Raw genomic sequence first — 16,563 nt, forward strand, 5'->3', positions numbered from 1 at the left:
TTTGAGTCTTATTGGCCGTGAATTTGACTCATGCAAAGCGATCCAGTCGTATTTGCGGGCTTGTTCACATCCCTCAACATTCTGCTCGGCGGGGACGGGCAACTGGAATCTGCCGAAGGACTCAATTGGTTGCGTAGATCTGTGGCCAGCTTATGAAGAGACAAATCCACACTGCTTCACTATCATCCGTTCCATGGCGTCGACTTATCCTTTTGCGGAGTGCTGTGAAGAAAGGGGCGAGATATACAGGGGCCTGGCGGCGGACCCGGATTCTCCTCCCCGACCTCCACAGGGATTCACAGAATAGACAGGGGTTCTGGTGCCGACGACCTCCAATTATTTCCACCTGCATCTGGTGTCAGACTCGACCGGCGAGACGCTGATCACCGTGGCGCGCGCGGTCGCCGCGCAATACGCCAACGTGACCGCGGTCGAGCACGTCTATCCGCTGGTGCGCAGCCAGAAGCAGCTCGATCGCGTGCTCGACGAGATCGAGGAATCGCCCGGCATCGTGCTGTTCACGCTGCTGGAGAAGGACCTGGTCGGCCGGCTCGAAGCCAAGTGCAAGGAAATCAACGTTCCGAGCCTGTCGATCATCGGGCCGGTGATGCAATTGTTCGAGGCGTATCTGGGCGCCGCGACCACTGGCCGCGTCGGCGCGCAGCACGTGCTGAACGCAGAATATTTCAGCCGGATCGACGCGCTGAATTACACGATGATCCATGACGACGGTCAGCATGTCGAAGGCCTCGAGGAGGCCGACGTCGTGCTGGTCGGTGTGTCCCGCACCTCGAAGACCCCGACCTCGATCTATCTCGCCAACCGCGGCATCAGAACTGCAAACGTACCTCTGGTGCCGGGTATCCCGCTGCCGCACCAGCTCGAGACCCTGAAGAAGCCATTGGTGGTCAGCCTACATGCGACGCCGGAACGGTTGATCCAGGTCCGGCAGAATCGCCTGCTCACCATGGGCGACCGTGACAATGACACCTACATCGACAAGCAGGCGGTGGCAGACGAGGTTGCGTTTGCCCGGCGGCTGAGCGCGAAGTTCAACTGGGCCTTGCTCGACGTGACGCGTCGCTCGATCGAGGAGACGGCCGCCGCGATCTTGAAGCTCTACAATGACCGCCAGCGCGCCCGGCCGTCGGAATGATCGTCTTGCCATGAGCATCTGGCGTGGCCCGCAGAAGCTGATCCTGGCGTCGCAAAGCCGCGCGCGGAAAATGCTGCTTGAAAACGCCGGCCTCGATTTCGAGGCGCTGCCGGCCGATATCGACGAACGCGCGGTGCAGAAGAATTCCGGCCTTTCGGCGCCGGGAGAAATTGCATCGCTGCTGGCGCGCGAGAAGGCGCTGTTCGTCTCAAGGCAGAAACCCGGCCAATACGTCGTCGGTGCCGACCAGACGCTGGCGCTGGGTGAGCAGATGTTCAGCAAGCCTGCCGGCCGCGCGCAGGCCGCCGAACAGCTCGGCCTGCTCGCCGGACAGACCCACGCGCTGCACTCGGCGGTTTCGGTCGCACGCGATGGCAAAGCCCTGTTCAACGACGTGAGCGTCGCCCGGATGACGATGCGGCGGCTCGCTGCCGGCGAGATCGAGGCCTATCTCGACCAGGCCGGGGAGGCGGTGACGACCAGCGTCGGCGCATATCAGCTCGAAGGTCTCGGCGTACATCTGTTCGAGCGGATCGAAGGCGACCATTTCACCATCCTCGGCCTGCCGCTATTGTCGCTGCTCGCATTCCTGCGCCGCGAGGGGCTGCTCGCGGTGTGAGATGCCGAGGCGAGGCGACGAGATACTGAACCGATGTTGATCAAATGCTGATTCTGGGACTGACCGGCTCGATCGGGATGGGGAAATCCACCACGGCCAAACTGTTCATGGAGGCCGGCGTGCCGGTGTACGACGCCGATGCCGCCGTGCATCAGCTCTATGAGGGCGAAGCCGCGCCGGCGATCGAGGCCGCCTTTCCCGGCACCACTGCCGGCGGCAAGGTCGACCGCGCGAAGCTCTCGGCGCGCGTGGTGCGAGACGCGGTGGCGATCAAACAGCTCGAGCAGATCGTGCATCCGATGCTCGGTGCATCGCGCCAGAAATTCTTCGCCGACGCAGAAGCCGCCGGCGCACCCATCGTCGTCCTCGACATCCCGCTGCTATTCGAGACCGGCGGCGAGAAGCGCGTCGATGCGGTCGTCGTCGTCACCACCTCGCCGGAACTGCAGCGCGAGCGCGTGCTGGCGCGCGGCACCATGGATGCCGCCAAGCTCGATGCCATCATCGCCAAGCAGATGCCGGACGCCGAGAAGCGCAAGCGCGCCGATTTCATAGTGGATACTTCGCACGGGCTTGATCCCGTGCGGGCGCGCATTCGCGACATTCTGGCCGAGGTTGTTAAGATGCCGCAGCGGCGAGCCTGATTCGCCCGCGTTCCGGATTACCTCACGTCATGCGCGAAATCGTCCTCGATACCGAAACCACTGGCCTCGATCCGCTGCGCGGCGACCGGCTAGTCGAGATCGGCTGTGTCGAGATCTTCAACCGCATGCCGACGGGACAGACCTATCACGTCTACATCAATCCCGAACGCGACATGCCGGCGGAAGCGTTCGCGGTGCATGGCCTGTCGACCGAGTTCCTGGCTTCCAAGCCGCTGTTCACTGAAGTGGTCGACGAGTTCCTGGCCTTCATCGGCGATACGCCGCTGGTGATCCATAACGCGTCCTTCGACATCAGCTTCATCAACGCCGAGCTCGACCGCATCAAGCGCAAGGCGATTCCGAAGGACCGGCTGGTCGATACGCTGCTGCTGGCGCGACGCAAGCACCCTGGCGTGTCGAACCGGCTCGACGATCTCTGCTCGCGCTATCAGATCGACAATTCCCGCCGCACCAAGCACGGCGCCTTGCTCGACGCCGAGCTGCTGGCCGAGGTCTATATCGACCTGATCGGGGCCCGGCAGTCGCAGCTCATCCTGGCGTCGGAAACATCGGATGCGCGGGCGGGCGGCTATGGCGATTCGCCGCGGCGGCAGCGCGAGACCCCGCTGGTGGCGCGGGTGACTGACGCGGATCGCGAAGCCCACCGGGCGTTCGTTACCACGCTCGGCGACAAGCCGATCTGGAACGATTATTTGCCGCCGCCAGCGCCCGCTGCAGCCCCGGCGGCGTAGATCAAGACTACACTATATCCCCGTCATCCTTGAGGAGCCGCGAAGCGGCGTCTCGAAGGATGAACGGCCCGGCCGGTGGCCGTCGACCCTTCGAGACGCGCTGCGCGCTCCTCAAGGATGACGGATTACACGTCGCCAAGCGGTGCGCTTGTTCTCGAGCTGTGGATCAGCTCGGCTTGGCGCCGGATGCGGCCTGGGCGGCTGCCTGGCGTTCCATGTTCTGACGGTAGAGACCGACGAAGTCGACGGGGTCGAGCAGCAAGGGCGGGAAGCCGCCGTCGCGCACCGAGGTCGCGACGATCTCGCGGGCGAACGGGAACAGCAGCCGCGGGCACTCGATCATGACCAGCGGGTGCAGGTTCTCCTTCGGCACGTTCACGATCCGGAAGACGCCGGCATAGGCGAGATCGAAGCTGAACATCACCTTGCCGCCGGTCTCGGCCTTGCCCTCGATCGAGAGGACCACCTCGTACTCGTTCTCGGACAGGTTGTTGGCGCCGACATTGATCTGGATGTTGATCGCCGGCTGCTGTTGCTGCTGGCCGAGCGAGGCCGGCGCGTTCGGGTTCTCGAACGACAGGTCCTTGGTGTACTGCGCCAGCACGTTGAGCTGGGGAGCGGCCTGTTCGACGGGGGCGCCGTTGCCATTGGTCATGAAATGTCTCCTGGAGCAGCGCTCGATGGACAGGATGTCCGACGGCACGCGTTAAGGTTTGGAAATGCCGATGCCGGGCGAGTGGCTATCATAGGCCCGGCTCGGTCCACAAGGACGACGAGCGCGCGCGCCCTCGGGCCTTGCTGCCAAATCTGCGGCGAAAGGCGCGCGAGCGCAACTCTGCCCAATCTCTTAACGGCTTCCTAAATTATTGAAGATGCGCGATTTCCTGAAAGGAACGGGTTTCCCCCCGGGGTTAAAACGCGCTACACTTGCCCGTGCCAAAAAGCGCCATTGGCCGGGCATAGTTTCGTGCCTACATGCTGCGGACTTAATCGGTGATGTAATCTCTGCCGTTCCCGACCGGGAACGCTTTGATGCCCGGCCCGTTGCCGGCAGAGACCAGAAAGCGAACCCGACGTGGATATCTACACCATCATCTTCCTGGCGCTGGCTGTGTTTATCTTCCTGCGCCTGCGCAGCGTTCTCGGACAGCGCACGGGAAGCGAGCGGCCGCCGTATGATCGTGCAGCACCCAACGTCCTGCAGCGCGGCCAGGATAACAACGTCGTGCCGATCCCGGGATCGGTGATTGATCAGCCGGCGCCGGCCGCGCCTGCCGAGCCCGTCGAGCCGACCGAACGCTGGAAGGGTATCGCCGAACCCGGCACGCCGCTGGCGCAGGGTCTCGACGCGGTCGCCACCCAGGATTCCTCGTTCGATCCGCGGCATTTCCTGTCGGGCGCCCGCTCGGCCTATGAAATGATTGTGCTGGCCTTCGCCAATGGCGATCGCCGCGCGCTGCGCGACCTGCTCTCCACCGAGGTCTATGAGAGCTTCGAGGCCGCGATCAAGGAACGCGAGAAGCACGAGCAGAAAACCGAGACGCGGTTCGTCTCGATCGACAAGGCCGAGATCGTCAGCGCGGAAACGCGCGATCGCTCGACCCAGCTGACCGTCCGATTCGTGTCGCAGATGATCTCGGTCACCCGCGACAAGGCGGGAACCATCGTCGACGGCAGCCCGGACAAGGTGGCCGACATCACCGACATCTGGACATTCGCCCGCGACTCGACTTCCCGCGATCCGAATTGGAAGCTGGTTGGCACTGGAAGCGCTCACTAGACATCTCAGCTACGGCCGCCTCGCGATCGCGTGCTGCGCGCTCGCGGTTGTGTGCTCCACCGCGGCGATTGCCGCGCGCTACAGGTCGAGCCGGCACCCGCCGCCTCGGCACGAGCGTATCCACCCGATCCCATATCCCAATCTGGAATTGCCGCTGCAGGTCAGCGGCAGCCAGTATGAGCCGCTCGCCTGGGCCAGTGTCGCCGGCTGGGGCGACGACGATCATCTCGCGGCATACAAGGCGTTTCGCACCAGCTGCAAGCCGATCGCCGCCCAGCAGGGTGCGCCCGCGGAGTCGAAAGCGCTCGGCAGCTCGCTGCGCGATCCCTGCCGGATCGCCAAGGGGCTCGATCTCGGCGACGGCGCCAAAGCGAAGGAATTCTTCGAGCAGAATTTCGTGCCGCTGCGCATCTCGCGGCTCGGCGAGGATGCCGGCTTCGTCACCGGCTATTACGAGCCGGTGCTGGAGGGCTCGAAGACCCAGACCGACGTCTACAATGTTCCGGTCTACCGCCGGCCGTCCAACCTGTTCGTGCGCGGCAAGACGCAGGCGTCGGTCGGCCTGCCCAACAGCGGACCGGTGTATCGCAAGATCGGCCGGCGCAAGCTCGTGCCCTATTACGACCGCGCCCAGATCGAGGACGGCGCGATCGCCGGCCGCGGGCTCGAGATCTGCTGGCTGAAGAGCCAGACCGATCTGTTGTTCGCGCAGATCCAGGGCTCGGCGCGGATCAAGTTTGAGGACGGCACCACGCTGCGCATCAATTACGATGCGCATAACGGCTATCCCTATACGCCGGTCGGGCGCGTCCTGATCGACCGCGGCATCATCCCGAGGGATCAGATGTCGATGCAGAAGATCAGGGAGTGGATGGAGCAGAACCCTGACGGCGCCAACGAGGTGCGGCGGCAGAACCGCGCCTACGTGTTCTTCCGCGAGGTGCCGCTGTCGGACAAGGACGAAGCCGTCGGCGCGCAGGGCGTGCCGCTGACGCCGGGCCGCTCGATCGCGGTCGACAAGGCGCTGCATGTCTACGGCACACCGTTCTTCATCGCAGGCCAATTGCCGATCGAATCCGAGCAGTCGAAGACGCCGTTCCACCGGCTGATGATCGCGCAGGACACGGGCTCGGCGATCGTCGGCCCGGCGCGCGCCGATCTCTATTTCGGCGCTGGCGCCGACGCCGGAAAGGTCTCGGGCCGGCTGCGGCACAATATGCAGTTCGTGATGCTGGTCCCGAAGGGTCTCGATCCCGTCGCACGCGGCCACAAGCTGCCGATCCCTGACGAGCGACCGTCCGCCAAGATCGCAAAGCTGTTTCCGCAGACCGATCCGGCAAAGGACAAGCCGGCGGCGAAGCCTGCTGACGTGCCGACGGCGACGGTCGCCAAGGCCGGCAGCAAGGACGCGGCCAAGAACGCGGCCACGAAGGATGCCGCGCCCGCCGCTTCTCCGGCGACAACCCCTGTCGCGCAGGCCGCACCTGTGGCAGAACCGGTGCCGTTGCCGGTCGCCCGGCCCGACATTCCGCAGCAACCGGAGAAGCGGCGCTACAGGCGCTATCGCCATCACCGCGAGCAATGAAACGACCCGCGCCGATCCCTGATCTATCCGCTCCGTCGCGGCGCAAGCGCGCGCTGAGCGAGGAGGAGCGCGTGCTGTGGGAGAGCGTGGCGAAACAGGTCAAGCCGCTGCGCAAGAAACCGGCCGCTGCGAAAGCCCATGCCGTCGCGGCTGACCCGGCCACCCATCACGCCGCAGCCAAACCGATCCCGGTCAAGCCGGTGGCGTCGGTCAAGGCCGCGCCGGCGCCGCGTCCGCATGTGCCGCCGCTGGCGCCGATCGGCCGCCGCGACCGTGCAAAGCTGTCGCGCGGCCGGCAGGAGATCGATGCGCGGCTCGATCTGCACGGCATGACCCAGATGCGCGCGCATCGCATGCTGTTCGCCTTCCTGCAGCGCGCCCACTCTGACGGGCTCACCTTCGTGCTCGTCATCACGGGCAAGGGCAAGGTCGGTGGTCTCGAGTCCGAGCGCGGCGTGCTGCGCCGCCAGGTGCCGGAATGGCTCAGCCTGCCGGAATTCCGCTCGCTGGTGGTCGGCTTCGAGGAAGCGCATATCGGCCATGGCGGCGAGGGCGCGCTCTATGTGCGCGTCCGGCGCGCGCGCTGAATCTAAAAGGGCCGCACGATCCCGACGCGCGGGATCAGCGTAACGATCCAGCCGAGAACCGTTGTCTTGCGGTCGTCCGCGGGGATCACAGGCACATCCTTCGACGCCGGCAGCGTTTTCACTGCGTGCAGCATCAGGAACATGCAGACCGCCCAGTTCGAGATCCAGCGCGAATAGTCGAACACAGTCGCGAACATCACGAAATAGCCGGCGCTGATCATGATGAGCGCGGCAAGCACGATCCGCCGATGCAGCTCGTTCGCCAGCGCACCGATCAACCGCGCGAAATAGCGCCACAGCGGCGTGTGCAGCCAGATCAGCAGCGCGAACACCGGGACGCCGAGAATGTTCGAGGGCATCCGCGCCCAGGTGTCGGCAAACTCCTTCGATAGCGGCTGGTACCAGATGTAGCCGAACTGAAGCAGATCGGAGCGGGACGGATCGGCCATCCGGCTTTGCAGGTGACGGATGAATTCGTCATAGGGCACGTCGACGGTGCCTTCGAACTGCGCGACCAGGAACAGGATGCCGACTGCGGCGAGCGCCGCAAGTCCAACGGCGATGTTTCGCGGCGTCGCGCCCTGCATCAGATAGAAGCGCAGCACCACGATTGCCGCGATGGTCGGCACATACATCAGGACGAAGATGTGGTGGACCAGGATCAGCGCGATCGAGAACGTTGCTGCAATCAGCACGTATAAGACCGAGCGCGCCGGGATCAGCAGCAGCACGATTGCCAACGCACAGCCATAGATGTCGAAATGGCCGAGCGTATGCATGAAGTTCTTCAGGAAGAACGGCGATCCCGCGATGAAGACGAACAGCGGCCAATGCGTATCGTCGAAGCCGAATGTGCGGCGGAACAGCTTGATGAACAGCCCCAGCGTCAGCAGCCAGATCGCGCCGGCCAGCGCGAACACCAGCCACACCGGCACCTTGTCGGTGAACAGCGACACGATCGCGCCGATCAGCGCGCGCTTGGTGAAGCCGTAGTGATAGTCGACCAGCAGGTGGATGTAGGGAACGAAGGGCGGCAGCGCGATCTTGTGCAGGAACACCCCGACCAGCACCGCCGCGTTGACGGCCAGCATCAAGCGCCAGGGGTTTTGCCACGTTCGCAGATTCATCGCTCGCCCAGTCTCGTCGTCCCGGGCAAGCGAAGCGCGACCCGGGACCCATAACCACCGATGGTAGTTCTAGAGGGAATGGCGGCCCGAGTCTTTGTCACTGCGGACTGTGGTGGTTATGGGCCCCGGCTTTCGCCGGGGCGACGAGGAACTGCCCGCCTACAAAATAAACCGGCTGAGATCGGCGTTCTTGGCGAGGTCGCCGACATGCCTGGTCACGTAGTCGGCGTCGACCTGGATGGTCTCGCCGTGGCGATCGGGGGCGGTGAAGGAGATCTCGTCCAGCACCCGCTCCATCACGGTCTGCAATCGCCGCGCCCCGATATTCTCGACCGTGGAATTGACCGCAACGGCAATGTCGGCCAGCGCGTCGATCGCGCCGTCGGTGATGTCGAGCGTCACGCCCTCGGTCTTCAGCAGCGCGACATATTGCTTGATCAGCGATGCTTCCGGCTCGGTCAGGATCCGGCGCATGTCGTCGCGGGTCAGTGCCTGCAACTCGACGCGGATCGGCAGGCGGCCCTGCAACTCCGGCAGCAGGTCCGATGGCTTGGCGATGTGGAAGGCGCCCGAGGCGATGAACAGGATGTGGTCGGTCTTGACCGCGCCGTGCTTGGTCGAGACCGTGGTGCCCTCGATCAGCGGCAGCAGGTCGCGCTGCACGCCCTCGCGGGAGACATCGCCGCCGGCGCGGTTCTCGCGCACGCAGATTTTGTCGATCTCGTCGAGGAACACGATGCCGTTGTTCTCGACCGCGCTGATCGCCTCCTGCACCAGCTGGTCGGTGTCGAGCAGCTTGTCGGATTCCTCGTTGACGAGGATTTCGTGCGAGCCCTCCACGGTCAGGCGGCGGGTCTTGCTGCGTCCGCCCATCTTGCCGAAGATGTCGCCGAGCGAGATCGCGCCCATCTGGGCGCCGGGCATGCCGGGGATCTCGAACATTGGCATGCCGCTGCCAGACGACTGCGTCTCGATCTCGATTTCCTTGTCGTTGAGCTCGCCGGCGCGCAGCTTCTTGCGGAACGATTCGCGCGTTGCCGGGCTCGATCCCGGGCCGACCAGCGCATCCAGCACGCGCTCCTCGGCGGCAAGCTGGGCACGGGCCTGGACGTCCTTGCGCTTGCGCTCGCGGGTCTGTGCGATCGCGACCTCGACAAGGTCGCGGACGATCTGCTCGACGTCGCGGCCGACATAGCCGACCTCGGTGAACTTGGTGGCCTCGACCTTGAGGAACGGGGCGCCCGCGAGCTTGGCCAGCCGCCGCGCGATCTCGGTCTTGCCGACGCCGGTCGGCCCGATCATCAGGATGTTCTTGGGCAGAACCTCCTCGCGCAGGGAACCGGCGAGCTGCAGCCGCCGCCAGCGGTTACGCAGCGCGATCGAGACGGCGCGCTTGGCGTCGGTCTGGCCGACGATGAAGCGATCAAGTTCAGAAACGATTTCGCGGGGGGAGAAGTGAGTCATTGGCTTTAGCTAGGTTGAAATGGCGGTCTCGGCAAGCGGCAGTCTATAGAAGGGGCGGCCCGGCCTGCCACTGCCTGATCGCCTCGAACGGGTGGATCAGCATGATGATGTTCAGTGTCAGATTGTCGCGAATGTGAAGCAGCATCACGATTTCCAACACAACGCCGAGCGCAACCGTCGCGGCGATCGGCAGCTTGCGCGCCAGCAGGAAGCCGAACACCATCGCGAGTGTGTCCGACACCGAGTTGACGATGGTGTCGCCGTAATAGTCGAGCGAGATGGTGCCGGCGCGGTAGCGCTCGATGATCCAGTTGGAGTTTTCGACGAGCTCCCAGCTGCCCTCGATCAGCATCGCGACAATCAGCCGCCCCGGCCAGATAAGCCGCGGCAGCACGAGGAACGTCAGGCCGTAGAACAGCAGGCCATGCACCACATGCGACAGCGTGTACCAGTCGGCGATGTGCTGCGAGTTCTCCGAGCTCTGCACCGCGCCGTGCCAGAGTTTGACGTAGCCGCAGGCGCAGATCGGCAAACGGCCCATCGCATAGAGCAGTGCCGCCTGCAGCACGAGCAGCGCGGCGGCGATCGCAAGCCATTGCCACGCTGAAACGCCGGTGTCGGGTTTTGGCGCGACTGTCATGCGTCGCGGACCATCAGCAACGCCGGCCCGTCGGGCGTATCGACCATGCCGGCCTCGTGAAAGCCCGCCTTCGCATAGGCGCGCACGGCACGCGCATTGGCCGGATCGGGATCGGTGACGATGCGTGGCGCGCCTTGCGCCAGCCGTTCCTCGACAAAACCGCGGATCAGCGCCGAGCCGTGTCCACCAGCCACCATGTTGGGCTCACCGATGAAGAGATCGATGCCGCGGGTGCCCACAGGCTGGGCTCCGAAGCCGGAATTCCACGCCGTCAGGTCGTAGCACTGGATGTAGCCGAAATCGCTGCCATCGGCGGCGACGATGAACTGGTCCATGGCCGGCTCGTCGAGGTCGCCGCTGACCAGCGCGTATTGCTCGGCCGGATCGCCCCACCACTCCCTGACATGCGGCAACGCCAGCCACTGCTTGATCAGCGGCAGGTCGGCCGTCGTCATCGGGCGGAAACGATAGGGGCCGGCCATGCTCAGCCGCCGATCGTCTCGATCGTCACGTTCCGGTTGGTGTAGACGCAGATATCGGCGGCGATATCCAGGGCGCGACGGACGATGGTCTCGGCATCCTTGTCGGTATCGACCAGCGCGCGGGCCGCGGCGAGGGCGTAATTGCCGCCGGAACCGATCGCCATCACGCCGGAGTCAGGCTCCAGCACGTCGCCGGTGCCGGTCAGCACCAGGGACACGTCCTTGTCGGCCACGATCATCATGGCTTCCAGCCGGCGCAGATAGCGGTCGGTGCGCCAGTCCTTGGCCAGCTCGACGGCCGCCCGGGTCAGCTGCCCCGGATACTGCTCCAGCTTGCTTTCCAGCCGCTCGAACAGGGTGAAGGCATCGGCCGTGGCGCCGGCAAAGCCGCCGATCACGTCGCCCTTGCCGATCCGGCGGACCTTCTTGGCGTTGGCCTTGATCACGGTCTGGCCGATCGAGACCTGCCCGTCGCCGCCGATCACCACCTTGCCGCCCTTGCGGACGGTGCAGATCGTGGTGCCATGCCAGACCGGCAGCTCATTTTGGGATGCTTGCATAGGTTACCTCTCTTCCGGGCAGATTTAGGCGGTCGGGCAGGGGGTTACAATCGGGGCGAAATCAGAGCGTTTTCGAGCGAAGTGGGTACCGGTTCGCGTGAAGAAAACGCGTCAGAATTAGATCGGCAAGGATTTCCGGTCACCATGGCCCGAAGTTGGGTCATTTCGAGGTCATCCCGCAGTAGCGAAGGTGACATCAGCCTGTTAAAAGACCGGCGTTTTCGGCACGGGAAAGCTTAATCTTCATGCGCACGGCAACCATCAAGCGCAAGACCAAGGAGACCGACATCGAGGTGACGGTCAACCTCGACGGGGCAGGCGTATCCACGGTTTCGACCGGGATCGGCTTCTTCGACCACATGCTCGACCTCTTGGCCCGGCATTCGCGCATCGACATCACGGTGAAGGCGGATGGCGATCTCCATGTCGATTACCACCACACCACCGAAGACGTCGGGATCGCGCTCGGCCAGGCCGTCAAGCAGGCTCTCGGCAACATGGCCGGAATCACCCGCTACGCCTCGATCCACATGCCGATGGACGAGACGCTGTCGCGCGTCGTGATCGACATTTCCGGCCGCCCGGTGCTGGTGTTCAAGGTCGAGTTCCCGCGCGACAAGATCGGCGAGTTCGACACCGAGCTGGTGCGCGAATGGTTCAACGCCTTCGCGATGAACGCCGGCGTGACTCTCCACGTCGAGACCCTATATGGCGAGAACAGCCATCATATCTCCGAATCCTGTTTCAAGGGTTTGGCGAGGGCGCTGCGGACGGCGGTTGCGATCGATCCGCGTGCACAGGGCGAAGTGCCCTCGACAAAGGGTCAGCTCGGCGGCTGATCCCGGGAGCTTGATCCGGAAAACGGTGGCACCGGCTTTCCGGAGATCATCCTCCAAATTGAAGTCCATCCTCGGCGGAGCGTTCGATGCCGGTCTATACAGTGCATGCCCCCGTGGCCAACGGCGCCGATCTCGCGGCGGCCGACAAGTTCGTCTTCGTGCGCGACGGCTTCCATTTCTGGGCCGCGGTCGCGGGCGTGATCTGGCTTGCCTGGAACAGGCTCTGGCTGGCGCTGATCGGCTGGCTCGTCCTCACCTTCGCGATTGATTATGCGCTGACCAAGCTCGGGATCGGCCGCGGTGCGATCTTCCTCGTCGACCTGGTGTTGATGGTGCTGATCGGGCTGGAGGCGGCGACCCTGCAACGCTGGACGCTGTCGCGGCGCAAATGGCGTCAGCTCGACATCGTCGTGGCCGACGACGCGGAGGCCGCCGAGCGCCGCTTCTTCGAGCGCTGGACCGCGCGGCATCGCGGCGGCTTCAACGACCAGCGGTCGGTCGATCGCGGCGGACCGCCGCCGACCCGGGACGTTCCCGGTCAATCGTTCTCAAAACCCCCGCCGATGCCGCAAGGCGGCATCATCGGATTGTTTCCAGAGCCAGGAGGATCGCGATGACGGTTGCAATCATCGATTACGGCTCCGGCAATCTGCATTCGGCGGCAAAAGCCTTTGAGCGCGCCGCGCGCAGCATGGAGGATCCGCAAGCCATCAAGGTGACGCGCGATCCCGACGCGGTGTATCGCGCCGATCGGATCGTGCTGCCCGGCGTCGGCGCGTTCGCCGATTGCCGCCGCGGCGTCGATGCGGTCGACGGCATGCTGGAAGCGCTCACCGAGGCGGTGCGGGTCAAGGCGCGGCCGTTCTTCGGCATCTGCGTCGGCATGCAGCTGATGGCGACGCGCGGCAAGGAGCACGTGATCACCGAGGGCTTCAACTGGATCGGCGGCGACGTCGTGAAGATCGAGCCGCGCGACGAGAACCTGAAGGTCCCGCACATGGGCTGGAATACGCTCGACATGGTGCGCGAGCACCCGGTGCTGGAGCGGCTGCCGCTCGGGCCGAAGGGGCGTCACGCCTATTTCGTGCACTCCTACCACCTCAACGCCGCCAATGAGGCGGACGTGCTGGCGCGCGCCGACTATGGCGGACCGGTAACTGCGATCGTCGCCAAGGACACCGCTGTTGGCACCCAGTTTCACCCCGAGAAGAGCCAGCGCTTCGGCCTCGCTCTGATCTCCAATTTCTTGAAGTGGAAGCCGTGATTCTCTTTCCAGCGGTTGATCTGAAGAACGGCCAGTGCGTGCGCCTGGAGCAGGGCGACATGGCGCGCGCCACCGTGTTCAATCTCGATCCGGCGGCGCAGGCGAAGAGCTTCGCCGCGCAGGGCTTCCAATATCTCCATGTCGTCGATCTCGACGGCGCCTTCGCCGGCAAGCCGATGAATGCGCATGCGGTGGAGGCGATGCTGAAGGCCGTCACCATGCCGGTGCAGCTCGGCGGCGGCATCCGCGACCTCAAGACCATCGAGGCCTGGCTCGACAAGGGCATCACGCGCGTCATCATCGGCACCGCTGCGGTGCGCGATCCCGAGCTCGTGAAGGGCGCGGCGAAGCGGTTCCCCGGCCGGGTGGCCGTGGGCCTCGATGCGCGCGACGGCAACGTCGCGGTCGAGGGCTGGGCCGAGACCTCGCATGTGACCGCGCTCGAAATCGCGCAGCGCTTCGAGGACGCCGGCGTCGCCGCGATCATCTTCACGGACATTGCCCGCGACGGCCTGCTCAAGGGCCTCAACCTCGATGCGACCATCGCGCTGGCCGACCGCATCTCGATCCCGGTGATCGCCTCCGGCGGCTTTGCCTCGATCGACGACGTCAAGGCGCTGCTGGAGCCGCGCGCCAGGAAGCTTGCGGGTGCGATCGTCGGCCGCGCGCTCTATGACGGCCGGCTCGATCCCGCCGCGGCGCTCAAGCTGATCCGCAGCGCGGCCTAGGAGGCAGACACATGTTCAAGGTTCGCGTGATCCCCTGCCTCGACGTCAAGGACGGGCGCGTGGTCAAGGGCGTCAACTTCGTCGATCTGCGCGACGCCGGTGACCCGGTCGAGGCCGCGATCGCCTATGACGCCGCCGGCGCCGACGAGCTCACCTTCCTCGACATCACCGCCACCCATGAAAACCGCGGCATCATGCTGGACGTGGTGCGGCGGACGGCGGAGGCCTGCTTCATGCCGCTGACCGTGGGCGGCGGTGTCCGCACCGTCGACGACATCAAGACCCTGCTGCGCTCCGGCGCCGACAAGGTCTCGATCAATTCGGCGGCGGTCAGCCGGCGCGAGTTCGTCAAGGAAGCCGCCGAGAAGTATGGCGAGCAATGCATCGTGGTCGCGATCGACGCCAAGCGGGTCAAGCGGGCCGGCGGCTCCGACCGCTGGGAGATCTTCACCCATGGTGGACGGAATGCCACCGGGATCGACGCCATCGAATATGCCCAGGAAGTCGTCGCGCTCGGCGCCGGCGAGATCCTGCTGACCTCGATGGACCGCGACGGCACGCGGCAGGGCTTTGACCTGCCGCTGACCCGGGCGATCGCGGACAGTGTCCCCGTACCGGTCATCGCGTCCGGCGGCGTCGGCAATCTCGATCATTTGGTCGATGGCGTCCGCGAGGGTCATGCGACCGGCGTACTGGCCGCGTCGATCTTCCACTTCGGGGAATTTACCATCCGCCAGGCCAAGGACCACATGGTGCGCGCCGGCTTGCCGATGCGGCTCGATCCGTAGCGCGTGGTTCGGAAACACAGTGATCCGGGACTCCTTGTCACAAAAATGCTAAGTCCCAACTTAGGGATGGCACCTTGGCGGTGCCGGTGCGCATGCTTGAGTTGAGTTGATGTCGCGTTTCACGGTCCACGATTTGGCCGCCACGATCGATGCCCGTGCTGCGACGGGCGGCGAGGCGTCCTACACCCGCAAGCTGCTCGACAAGGGCGCGGAGCACTGCGCCAAGAAATTGGGCGAGGAAGCGGTCGAGACCGTGATCGCCGCAGTCGAGAATGACCGCGATCATCTCATCGCGGAAAGTGCCGATCTCGTGTTTCACCTGCTGGTTCTGCTGAAATCACGCGGCGTGAAGCTGGAGGATGTCGAGGCTGCGCTGGAGAAGCGCACCGCGATGTCGGGACTGGAAGAGAAGGCGTCGCGCAAGCGCGAATAGAGCATGATCCGGAAAAGTGTGAAGCGGTTTTCCGAAGGGATCATGCTCAAACAAGGAGGCAAAGCGCGATGACGATTCAATTCAATCGCATCGCGCTTTGGCGCAAATGATCGAGCGCATTGAGAGGGGCGGCCTCATGGACATCCGGGCACCAGATCAGCAGTACAACCCCTACCGTATCTTCACGCGCCAGCAATGGTCGCATCTGCGCGACGATACGCCGATGACGCTGGAGCCCGGCGAATTCGACCGGCTGCGCTCGATGCACGACCGCCTCGATCTGCAGGAGGTCGAGGACATCTACCTGCCACTTTCGCGGTTGCTCTCGATCTATGTCGATGCGACCCAGCGGCTGTACTACTCGCAGCGCCAGTTCCTCAACATCCGCGATCGCAAGATGCCCTACATCGTCGGCGTCGCCGGCTCGGTCGCGGTCGGCAAGTCGACCACGGCCCGCGTGCTGCAGGCGCTGCTGGCGCGCTGGTCGCCGCGGCCGAAGGTCGACCTGATCACGACCGACGGTTTCCTGTTTCCCAATGCCGTGCTCGAGCGGCAGGGCATCATGCAGAAGAAGGGCTTTCCGGAGAGCTACGACCTGCCGACGCTGCTGTCGTTCCTCAGCGACATCAAGGCGGGACGGCGCCGGGTGCGCGCGCCGGTCTATTCGCATCTGACCTACGACATCGTGCCGAACAAGTGGGTCGAGATCGACCAGCCGGACATCCTGATCGTCGAGGGCGTCAACGTGCTGCAGACCGGGCGGCTGCCGCGCGACGGCAAGGCGGTGCCGTTCGTTTCCGACTTCTTCGATTTCTCGGTCTATATCGACGCCGATGAAGCCGTGCTGCGGGAATGGTACATCAAGCGCTTCCTGGCGCTGCGCGACACCGCGTTCACCGACCCTCGGTCTTACTTCCACCGCTATGCGCTGCTGTCCGACGACGAAGCCACCGCGACCGCGATCGCGATCTGGGAGCGCACCAACCTCGCCAATCTCGAGGACAACATCCTGCCGACCCGCCCGCGCGCGACGCTGATCCTGAAGAAGGGCGCCGACCATGTGGTGCAGTCGGTCGCGTTGCGGCGGCTGTGAGTATTTGATCCGCCAAAGCTGA

At 64.6% G+C, this 16,563-nt stretch carries 20 protein-coding genes; 14 read left to right on the forward strand and 6 right to left on the reverse strand.

Annotation, left to right across the window (positions count from 1 at the left end):
• The first annotated feature begins 319 nt into the window (after positions 1-319).
• The 4 genes from AC628_RS27875 to dnaQ are packed head-to-tail and all read left to right on the forward strand — an operon-like array spanning position 320 to position 3,171.
• On the forward strand, positions 320-1,156 hold the full coding sequence (locus tag AC628_RS27875; RefSeq protein ID WP_074129995.1) for a pyruvate, water dikinase regulatory protein: 837 nt from the start codon (positions 320-322) through the stop codon (positions 1,154-1,156).
• Positions 1,157-1,166: 10 nt separating this feature from the next.
• Positions 1,167-1,775, forward strand: coding sequence for a Maf family protein (locus AC628_RS27880; protein ID WP_074130028.1), 609 nt, complete (start codon positions 1,167-1,169; stop codon positions 1,773-1,775).
• A 44-nt stretch (positions 1,776-1,819) separates the two neighbouring features.
• Positions 1,820-2,419, forward strand: coding sequence for a dephospho-CoA kinase (gene coaE / locus AC628_RS27885; protein ID WP_074129996.1), 600 nt, complete (start codon positions 1,820-1,822; stop codon positions 2,417-2,419).
• 29 nt (positions 2,420-2,448) lie between these two features.
• A complete protein-coding gene (gene dnaQ, locus AC628_RS27890; RefSeq protein ID WP_074129997.1) occupies positions 2,449-3,171 on the forward strand; it encodes a DNA polymerase III subunit epsilon in 723 nt (240 codons plus the stop codon).
• 166 nt (positions 3,172-3,337) lie between these two features.
• Here the strand turns inward: dnaQ and secB are convergent, their stop codons facing one another.
• Positions 3,338-3,826 carry a protein-export chaperone SecB gene (secB, locus tag AC628_RS27895; protein WP_074129998.1) on the reverse strand — a complete coding sequence of 163 codons (489 nt, stop codon included), beginning with the start codon at positions 3,824-3,826 and terminating at the stop codon, positions 3,338-3,340.
• Positions 3,827-4,246: 420 nt separating this feature from the next.
• On the opposite strand from secB, the gene AC628_RS27900 reads away from it, so the two are divergent.
• The 3 genes from AC628_RS27900 to AC628_RS27910 are packed head-to-tail and all read left to right on the forward strand — an operon-like array spanning position 4,247 to position 7,123.
• On the forward strand, positions 4,247-4,951 hold the full coding sequence (locus tag AC628_RS27900; protein ID WP_074129999.1) for a Tim44/TimA family putative adaptor protein: 705 nt from the start codon (positions 4,247-4,249) through the stop codon (positions 4,949-4,951).
• On the forward strand, positions 4,935-6,536 hold the full coding sequence (gene mltA, locus AC628_RS27905; protein ID WP_502689780.1) for a murein transglycosylase A: 1,602 nt from the start codon (positions 4,935-4,937) through the stop codon (positions 6,534-6,536). Before AC628_RS27900 ends, mltA begins: the two co-directional genes overlap by 17 nt.
• Positions 6,533-7,123 carry a Smr/MutS family protein gene (locus tag AC628_RS27910; protein ID WP_074130000.1) on the forward strand — a complete coding sequence of 197 codons (591 nt, stop codon included), beginning with the start codon at positions 6,533-6,535 and terminating at the stop codon, positions 7,121-7,123. The genes mltA and AC628_RS27910 overlap by 4 nt, the downstream gene beginning before the upstream one ends.
• Positions 7,124-7,125: 2 nt before the next feature.
• On the opposite strand, the gene AC628_RS27915 is transcribed toward AC628_RS27910, so the two are convergent.
• The 5 genes from AC628_RS27915 to hslV all read right to left on the reverse strand — a co-directional run bounded on the left by AC628_RS27915 (position 7,126) and on the right by hslV (position 11,396).
• Complete coding sequence (locus AC628_RS27915) at positions 7,126-8,250, reverse strand: hypothetical protein (RefSeq protein ID WP_074130001.1); 1,125 nt, start codon at positions 8,248-8,250, stop codon at positions 7,126-7,128.
• Positions 8,251-8,409: 159 nt separating this feature from the next.
• Entirely contained in the window at positions 8,410-9,714 is a 1,305-nt protein-coding gene (gene hslU / locus AC628_RS27920; RefSeq protein WP_074130002.1) for an ATP-dependent protease ATPase subunit HslU, read from the reverse strand.
• A gap of 43 nt (positions 9,715-9,757) precedes the next feature.
• Positions 9,758-10,354: a DUF2585 domain-containing protein gene (locus tag AC628_RS27925; RefSeq protein ID WP_074130003.1), complete on the reverse strand. Its 597-nt coding sequence runs from the start codon at positions 10,352-10,354 to the stop codon at positions 9,758-9,760.
• Positions 10,351-10,836 carry a GNAT family N-acetyltransferase gene (locus AC628_RS27930; protein ID WP_074130004.1) on the reverse strand — a complete coding sequence of 162 codons (486 nt, stop codon included), beginning with the start codon at positions 10,834-10,836 and terminating at the stop codon, positions 10,351-10,353. The genes AC628_RS27925 and AC628_RS27930 overlap by 4 nt, the downstream gene beginning before the upstream one ends.
• A gap of 2 nt (positions 10,837-10,838) precedes the next feature.
• Positions 10,839-11,396 (reverse strand): ATP-dependent protease subunit HslV, encoded by a 558-nt coding sequence (hslV, locus tag AC628_RS27935; protein ID WP_074130005.1) that lies wholly within the window; start codon positions 11,394-11,396, stop codon positions 10,839-10,841.
• 245 nt (positions 11,397-11,641) lie between these two features.
• Here hslV and hisB point away from each other — a divergent pair, with 245 nt between their 5' ends.
• The 7 genes from hisB (at position 11,642) to coaA (ending at position 16,541) form a co-directional block, all read left to right on the forward strand.
• Entirely contained in the window at positions 11,642-12,235 is a 594-nt protein-coding gene (gene hisB / locus AC628_RS27940) for an imidazoleglycerol-phosphate dehydratase HisB (RefSeq protein ID WP_021078165.1), read from the forward strand.
• An 86-nt stretch (positions 12,236-12,321) separates the two neighbouring features.
• On the forward strand, positions 12,322-12,852 hold the full coding sequence (locus tag AC628_RS27945; RefSeq protein ID WP_074130006.1) for a DUF2628 domain-containing protein: 531 nt from the start codon (positions 12,322-12,324) through the stop codon (positions 12,850-12,852).
• Positions 12,849-13,499, forward strand: a complete 651-nt coding sequence (hisH, locus tag AC628_RS27950; RefSeq protein ID WP_074130007.1) for an imidazole glycerol phosphate synthase subunit HisH — start codon at positions 12,849-12,851, stop codon at positions 13,497-13,499. Before AC628_RS27945 ends, hisH begins: the two co-directional genes overlap by 4 nt.
• Entirely contained in the window at positions 13,496-14,227 is a 732-nt protein-coding gene (hisA, locus tag AC628_RS27955; protein WP_074130030.1) for a 1-(5-phosphoribosyl)-5-[(5-phosphoribosylamino)methylideneamino]imidazole-4-carboxamide isomerase, read from the forward strand. The genes hisH and hisA overlap by 4 nt, the downstream gene beginning before the upstream one ends.
• Before the next feature lie 11 nt (positions 14,228-14,238).
• Positions 14,239-15,015, forward strand: coding sequence for an imidazole glycerol phosphate synthase subunit HisF (hisF, locus tag AC628_RS27960; protein WP_028335794.1), 777 nt, complete (start codon positions 14,239-14,241; stop codon positions 15,013-15,015).
• Between the two features lie 109 nt (positions 15,016-15,124).
• Positions 15,125-15,448 (forward strand): phosphoribosyl-ATP diphosphatase, encoded by a 324-nt coding sequence (locus tag AC628_RS27965; protein WP_074130008.1) that lies wholly within the window; start codon positions 15,125-15,127, stop codon positions 15,446-15,448.
• Positions 15,449-15,584: 136 nt separating this feature from the next.
• Positions 15,585-16,541 carry a type I pantothenate kinase gene (gene coaA / locus AC628_RS27970; RefSeq protein WP_050628009.1) on the forward strand — a complete coding sequence of 319 codons (957 nt, stop codon included), beginning with the start codon at positions 15,585-15,587 and terminating at the stop codon, positions 16,539-16,541.
• Positions 16,542-16,563: the final 22 nt, after the last annotated feature.

The sequence above is a fragment of the Bradyrhizobium sp. NAS96.2 genome (assembly GCF_001908235.1).
GTDB lineage: Bacteria > Pseudomonadota > Alphaproteobacteria > Rhizobiales > Xanthobacteraceae > Bradyrhizobium.

Excerpts from the sequence above, each read along its gene's own strand:
- AC628_RS27880 (WP_074130028.1), top strand. The coding sequence starts at position 1,167 with ATGAGCATCTGGCGTGGCCCGCAGAAGCTGATCCTGGCGTCGCAAAGC.
- coaE (WP_074129996.1), top strand. The coding sequence starts at position 1,820 with ATGCTGATTCTGGGACTGACCGGCTCGATCGGGATGGGGAAATCCACC.
- dnaQ (WP_074129997.1), top strand. The coding sequence starts at position 2,449 with ATGCGCGAAATCGTCCTCGATACCGAAACCACTGGCCTCGATCCGCTG.
- secB (WP_074129998.1), bottom strand. The coding sequence starts at position 3,826 with ATGACCAATGGCAACGGCGCCCCCGTCGAACAGGCCGCTCCCCAGCTC.
- AC628_RS27910 (WP_074130000.1), top strand. The coding sequence starts at position 6,533 with ATGAAACGACCCGCGCCGATCCCTGATCTATCCGCTCCGTCGCGGCGC.
- AC628_RS27915 (WP_074130001.1), bottom strand. The coding sequence starts at position 8,250 with ATGAATCTGCGAACGTGGCAAAACCCCTGGCGCTTGATGCTGGCCGTC.
- hslU (WP_074130002.1), bottom strand. The coding sequence starts at position 9,714 with ATGACTCACTTCTCCCCCCGCGAAATCGTTTCTGAACTTGATCGCTTC.
- AC628_RS27925 (WP_074130003.1), bottom strand. The coding sequence starts at position 10,354 with ATGACAGTCGCGCCAAAACCCGACACCGGCGTTTCAGCGTGGCAATGG.
- AC628_RS27930 (WP_074130004.1), bottom strand. The coding sequence starts at position 10,836 with ATGGCCGGCCCCTATCGTTTCCGCCCGATGACGACGGCCGACCTGCCG.
- hslV (WP_074130005.1), bottom strand. The coding sequence starts at position 11,396 with ATGCAAGCATCCCAAAATGAGCTGCCGGTCTGGCATGGCACCACGATC.
- hisB (WP_021078165.1), top strand. The coding sequence starts at position 11,642 with ATGCGCACGGCAACCATCAAGCGCAAGACCAAGGAGACCGACATCGAG.
- AC628_RS27945 (WP_074130006.1), top strand. The coding sequence starts at position 12,322 with ATGCCGGTCTATACAGTGCATGCCCCCGTGGCCAACGGCGCCGATCTC.
- hisH (WP_074130007.1), top strand. The coding sequence starts at position 12,849 with ATGACGGTTGCAATCATCGATTACGGCTCCGGCAATCTGCATTCGGCG.
- hisF (WP_028335794.1), top strand. The coding sequence starts at position 14,239 with ATGTTCAAGGTTCGCGTGATCCCCTGCCTCGACGTCAAGGACGGGCGC.
- AC628_RS27965 (WP_074130008.1), top strand. The coding sequence starts at position 15,125 with ATGTCGCGTTTCACGGTCCACGATTTGGCCGCCACGATCGATGCCCGT.
- coaA (WP_050628009.1), top strand. The coding sequence starts at position 15,585 with ATGGACATCCGGGCACCAGATCAGCAGTACAACCCCTACCGTATCTTC.